The following is a 5808-nucleotide window of genomic DNA, read 5'->3' on the forward strand; positions in this document are numbered from 1 at the left end:
TGGCCAAGGGTGCGGTTCGCAAGAACCAGCCCGTGAAGGTCCTGGGCACCGGCGACATCACCGTCAAGGTCGATGTGAAGGTTGACGCCTTCTCCGCTAGTGCCGCTGAGAAGATTGCCGCCGCTGGCGGCACCGTGACGGCGCTCTAGCAGCCCGTGCCGGGTGCAATCTATTAGCAGCCCCTGACTGAACTCGTGGTGGCCGGTATACGCCGGTCGCCACGAGTTCAGCCGCTTTAAGGGCAGACGACGTATTCTTAACCCGTTTAATGCGAACGGGCCGAGCCGATAGACTCGGATCTTGTGACTTGCCGCGCAGCGGCATCAGAAAATTTTTGGGAGGACGCTTGCTTAGCGCAATTGGCCGGGCATTCCGGACGCCGGACCTGCGGCGCAAGTTGCTGTTCACGCTTGGGATCATGACGGTCTACCGCCTGGGCGTATTCATCCCGGCACCGGGTGTGGACTACGGCAACGTGCAGCAGTGTCTGGCGCTGGGCAACACCAGCGGCGGGCTGTATCAGTTCGTCAATCTGTTCAGCGGCGGCGCGCTGCTGCAGGTGTCCATCTTCGCCCTCGGCATCATGCCGTACATCACCGCCAGCATCATCGTGCAGCTCCTTCGCGTGGTCATTCCGCGGTTCCAGGAACTGCACCAGGAAGGCCCGCAGGGGCAGTCCAAGCTGACGCAGTACACCCGTTACCTGACCATCGCACTGGGCCTGCTCAACGCCACGACGCTGGTGTCGCTGGCGCGGACCGGCGCCCTGCTGGGCAACTGCCCGGTTCCGATCATCCCCGAGGACAACCTCATCGTGATCAGCCTGATCATCCTGACGCTGACCGCCGGCACGGGCCTGATCATGTGGATGGGCGAGCTGATCACCGAGAAGGGTGTCGGCAACGGCATGTCCTTGCTGATCTTCATCTCGATCGCCGCCGGTTTCCCGAGCTCGCTGGGCGAGATCTGGAACACCCAGGGCGTGAACGTCTTCCTCGGCGTACTCATCGTCGGCCTGCTGACCGTGGCCGCCGTGGTCTTCGTGGAACAGTCGCAGCGCCGCATCCCGGTACAGTACGCCAAGCGGATGGTGGGACGCCGCACCGTCGGCGGTACCAGCACCTACATTCCGATCAAGGTCAACATGGCCGGCGTCATCCCGGTGATCTTCGCGTCGTCGATGCTGTACCTGCCGTCGCTGATCGCGCAGTTCAACACTCCGACCGACGGCACCACCGCGCCGCCGGAGTGGGTCAACTGGATCAACACCTACCTGGTCAGCGGGGACTCGCCGTTCTACATGGCGGTCTACTTCTCGCTGATCGTCTTCTTCACCTACTTCTACGTGGCCATCACCTTCAACCCGGAGGAAGTCGCGGAGAACATGAAGAAGTACGGCGGTTTCATCCCGGGCATCCGGGCCGGCCGCCCGACAGCGGAGTACCTGCAGTACGTGCTGGCCAGGATCACGCTGCCCGGTGCGCTGTACCTGGGCATCATCTCGCTGATCCCGCTGATCGCATTGGTGCTCATCAACGCGAACCAGAACTTCCCATTCGGCGGCGTGTCCATCCTCATCATGGTTGGTGTGGGACTGGAGACCGTCAAACAAATCAACGCACAACTACAGCAACGCCACTACGAAGGACTTCTGCGATGACTCAAATGCTCATTATCGGCCCGCCCGGATCCGGCAAGGGCACCCAGGCCTCCCGCATTTCCGACCGGTTGGGCATCGTCGCGATCTCCACCGGAGACATCTTCCGCGCCAACGTAAAGGAAGAGACGCCGCTCGGCGTCGAAGCCAAGAAGTACATCGACAAGGGCGACTTCGTGCCGGACAGCGTCACCAACAACATGGTTCGCGACCGGTTGAAGCAGCCCGACGCCGCCGACGGCTTCCTGCTGGACGGTTACCCCCGCACCAGCGGCCAGGTGGACGAACTGGACAACATCCTCGCCGAGGCCGGCACGCAGTTGGACATCGTCCTGCAGCTGACCGCCGACGACGAGGAACTGGTCAAGCGCCTGCTCGGTCGAGCCGCGCAGGAAGGCCGCAGCGACGACAACGAGGCAGTGATCCGGCGCCGGCTGGCCCTGTACCACGAGGAAACCGCCGTCGTCGTAAACCGCTACGCGGACCGCGGCATTGTGGCCACCGTCGACGGCATCGGCGACATCGACGAGGTCACCGAACGAATCATGACCGCGCTCAAATCCGTCACGGCCTGACACCCCGAGAGAGTTAGAGACAGCCCATGGCGTTCCGCCAGCCCAGCATCGAATACAAGACCAATGACCAGATCCGCAAAATGCGCACAGCCGGTCTGGTGGTCAGCCGCGCCCTCGACGCTGCGGTTGCCGCTGCCGTCCCCGGCGCTACCACGGCGGACGTGGACGCGGCCTTCGAAGCGGTGCTGGACGAAGCCGGCGCCAAGAGCAACTTCAAGGGCTACCACGGCTTCCCGGCCACGGTCTGCGTTTCCGTCAACGAGGAAGTGGTCCACGGCATCCCCGGCGGCAAGGTGCTCCACGACGGAGACATCATCTCGGTCGACGGCGGCTGCAGCGTGGACGGCTGGCACGGCGACTCCGCCCGCGGCGTGATCGTGGGCACCGCCGATCCGGAAGACCAGCGGCTCTCGGATGTCACCGAGGAAGCCATGTGGCATGGTATTGCCGCCTTGGCCAACGGCCACCGCGTGGGTGACATCGGCAACGCCATCGATGACTACGTGTCCTCGGTCCCCGGCAAGCCCTTGGGCATTCTGGAGGACTACGTGGGCCACGGCATCGGCACCGCCATGCATCAGGCTCCGGATGTGCTGAACTACCGAACCAACCACCGCGGGGCGAAGATCCGCCCCGGGCTGTGCCTGGCCATCGAACCGATGCTGGTTCGCGGGGACATCGAGACCAAGGTTCTGGACGACGACTGGACCGTGGTGACCACGGACGGATCGCGGTCCTGCCAGTGGGAGCACACAGTGGCCGTGCACGACGGCGGCATCTGGGTTTTGACGGCCGAAGACGGGGGAGCGGCAAGGTTGGCTCCGCTGGGCGTTACCCCGGTGCCGCTGGACTGACGCTCGGCTGCCCGGCCCGTCTTCATCACCCGAAGGCCGGTCCCGATGGATAGATCGTCCAGCGGGACCGGCCTTCGGGTGCTTAATGAACTTCCCCGAAAGGATGTCCCGCACCATGATGGGATCTCACCATGCCCTCTCCGGCGCCGCCGCCTGGATCGCCCTCACCAGCCAAGTGCATGTGCCGCTGGGCGCCATCACGACGCCGATGGGCTGGGGCGAGCAGAGCCTCACCTTGGGCTGGGGGCTACTGGACGTCGGGCCGCTGGGTCTGATCACTGGCGCCATGGTGACCGCCGGCGCCGCGCTGGTGCCGGACGCCGACCACCACAACGCCACCATCGCCCACTCGCTGCCACCGCTCTCCAACTCGGTCTGCGCCGGCGTGGGGGCGCTGGCCGGCGGACATCGCCGGGGAACGCACTCGCTGATCGGTTTGGCGGCCTTCGTGGCCACGGCGTGGGTCGCCGGGCTCTGGACCGTTGAGACCGAATGGTTCGGCATCGTTTATCCGGGCGCGGGCATTTTGTGCGTGCTGCTGGTGGCCTTCGCGGCCAAGGCCCTCAAGTTCCTGCCCGACGGGCTGCAGAAGATTCCGTGGGCCGTCGGCCTGTCGGTGGCCGCGTTCATCGCCGTGTACGCCCCGGAACATCAGAACTGGTTCCCGCTGGCCATGGGCACCGGCGTGGTCATGCACGTCCTCGGGGACATGCTGACCACCGGGGGAGTGAACCTGCTCTGGCCCCTGCGGATCAAGCCGCCCAAGGTCTGGCGCCGGGTCCCGCTGCTGAACACCATCTGGCGGCGGAACGGCTACTTCGCCCTGCCGTTGCTGGGCAATGCCGGCTCCGTGCGCGAATGGGCGCTGCTGGTGCCGGTCAGCGCCTACGTGGTGATCCTGTTCATGGGCGCCTGCCTCGACGTTGGACACCAGGGCCTGACGGCGCTCGGCGCCGGCTGACCCCCGCGGCCCTCAGGCCGACAGTACGGGATACATGGGGAAGAACCAGAGGAGAGACTGCATGAACCGGAAGCCGAAGCGCATCGATGGGAAAGCCGTGGTGCTGGTGGTGATTGTTGCCGTGCTAGTCGCAACGATTCTGCTCCCGGCAGTGGACGCGGGCTTCGCCCTCGTCGCCGGCGCCGGGAACGAGTCGGAGCCGAGTGGGCTGGGGGTTCTCCTGGCGGGGGTTATCGGCGTGCTGACCGCGTCCATCGCCGGCATCGGCGTGGCAGCGTTGCTCCGGCGGCGCCGGCGGAACAGGCAATGAACTTCCCGTGCGGTCCGGGTTCGATGGACCGCACGGCCAACACACTGAGTGGACTCATCCTTGCTCCGACGCTACTGCCGGGCGAGGATGAGGCCATGGCTTCTTCCATCACCGACGTGCCCGGCATCCGCGTGGGCCAGGTCCAGAAGACCGGCGACGGCTGGCTCACCGGCGTCACCGTGGTGCTGCCGCCGCCCGGCACCGTGGGCGCCGTGGACGTGCGCGGCGGAGGGCCGGCCACGCACGAAACCGACGCGCTGGACCCCACCACATTGGTGCCGACCGTGGACGCGGTGGTGCTCGCCGGCGGCAGCGCCTTCGGACTGATCGCCGCACACGGGGCCCAGCGCTGGCTGGAGGAACAGGGACTCGGTTACCGCACGGCGAACGCCGTGGTGCCGATCGTCCCGGCGGCAGCCATCTATGACCTAGGCCGGGGCGGGGACATCACGGCCCGCCCTGATGAGCACATGGGGTACGACGCCGCTGCCTCCGCGGGCGCGATGCAAGACTTCGGCGCGGTGCAGCGCGGCAACGTCGGCGCCGGTACCGGGGCGGCCCTGGGATTCCAGCGGTACAAGGGGGGAGTGGGGACCGCCTCGCTGCGGATGAGCGGCGCGAACGACGGCGTGCTGGTGGGCGCGCTGGCGGTGGTGAACGCCGCCGGTATGCCGTTCCACGGTGCAGGGAGCGGTGCGGAGGGTCTCCACACGGGCGCTGAGCGCGCTGGTCGACCATCGGAAGGGAGTGGGGCGGAGGGTCTCCACACGGGCGCTTCGCGCCCTGCTCGTCCGCCGGGGGAGGCTGCCCCGCTGAACACCACCCTCTGTGTGGTGGCGACCAACGCGGTGCTGGACCCGGCCCAAGCGAAGCGGACCGCGTCCGCGGCGCACGCGGGGCTGGCCCGGGCGCTCAGCCCGTCGCACACGTTGATGGACGGGGACGTGGTCTTCACCCTGGCCACCGGACAGCAGCAGTTGGTCCAGGACGGGCCGATGGATCCCCGCGCGGAACTGCACGTGCTCGCCGCGGAGGCGGTCACCGCTGCCATCAGGGACGCGGTGGTGAGCGCCGAACGGGTGGCGAGCTCCGGCGTCGTACTGGAAAAGTACCCCTACCCGGACTGAGGCATTGCGCTGCGGCCGCTCACTAGGGCATTGCACGCAGCCATGCCGGGGACGTGCCCCACCGTTACCCGGATTTAACTTAATCCCGCATCCGGAGTACAGTTGTCTGTTGGTTGTCTCTACTTTCATGCCCATCTTCGGGCCATGGCGCCCGCGAAAGCCGTTTATATTCGTGCGGCGTCAGTGGGGTGTAGCGGCAAGCAAAACCCAGAAACTAGCCACCGCGTCAGCGATGGTTACTGACGTTAGCGGAGGATATGGCTAAGAAAGACGGTGTCATTGAGATTGAAGGCACTGTGCAGGAGGCTCTGCCCAATGCGATGT

Annotated in this window: 7 protein-coding genes and 1 pseudogene; all 8 read left to right on the top strand. The window is 66.2% G+C overall.

Features of this window, described 5'->3' with window-relative positions:
* Window positions 1–149: uL15 family ribosomal protein (locus AC5RWT_RS33615; protein WP_494084004.1), on the top strand; the 149-nt coding region annotated here is incomplete at its 5' end.
* Window positions 150–346: 197 nt separating this feature from the next.
* Window positions 347–1660 (top strand): preprotein translocase subunit SecY, encoded by a 1314-nt coding sequence (gene secY / locus AC5RWT_RS33620; RefSeq protein WP_494045918.1) that lies wholly within the window; start codon window positions 347–349, stop codon window positions 1658–1660.
* Window positions 1657–2232, top strand: a complete 576-nt coding sequence (locus AC5RWT_RS33625; RefSeq protein ID WP_494045919.1) for an adenylate kinase — start codon at window positions 1657–1659, stop codon at window positions 2230–2232. The genes secY and AC5RWT_RS33625 overlap by 4 nt, the downstream gene beginning before the upstream one ends.
* 26 nt (window positions 2233–2258) lie before the next feature.
* Window positions 2259–3086, top strand: a complete 828-nt coding sequence (gene map, locus AC5RWT_RS33630) for a type I methionyl aminopeptidase (RefSeq protein WP_494084001.1) — start codon at window positions 2259–2261, stop codon at window positions 3084–3086.
* A gap of 115 nt (window positions 3087–3201) precedes the next feature.
* Entirely contained in the window at window positions 3202–4047 is an 846-nt protein-coding gene (locus AC5RWT_RS33635; protein ID WP_494084002.1) for a metal-dependent hydrolase, read from the top strand.
* 61 nt (window positions 4048–4108) lie between these two features.
* Window positions 4109–4357, top strand: coding sequence for a hypothetical protein (locus tag AC5RWT_RS33640; RefSeq protein ID WP_494045922.1), 249 nt, complete (start codon window positions 4109–4111; stop codon window positions 4355–4357).
* 95 nt (window positions 4358–4452) lie between these two features.
* On the top strand, window positions 4453–5484 hold the full coding sequence (locus AC5RWT_RS33645; RefSeq protein WP_494084003.1) for a P1 family peptidase: 1032 nt from the start codon (window positions 4453–4455) through the stop codon (window positions 5482–5484).
* Between the two features lie 257 nt (window positions 5485–5741).
* Window positions 5742–5808: pseudogene (locus AC5RWT_RS33650) on the top strand (translation initiation factor IF-1); the annotation flags it as partial.

The organism is Arthrobacter sp. Dra40 (assembly GCF_059091905.1).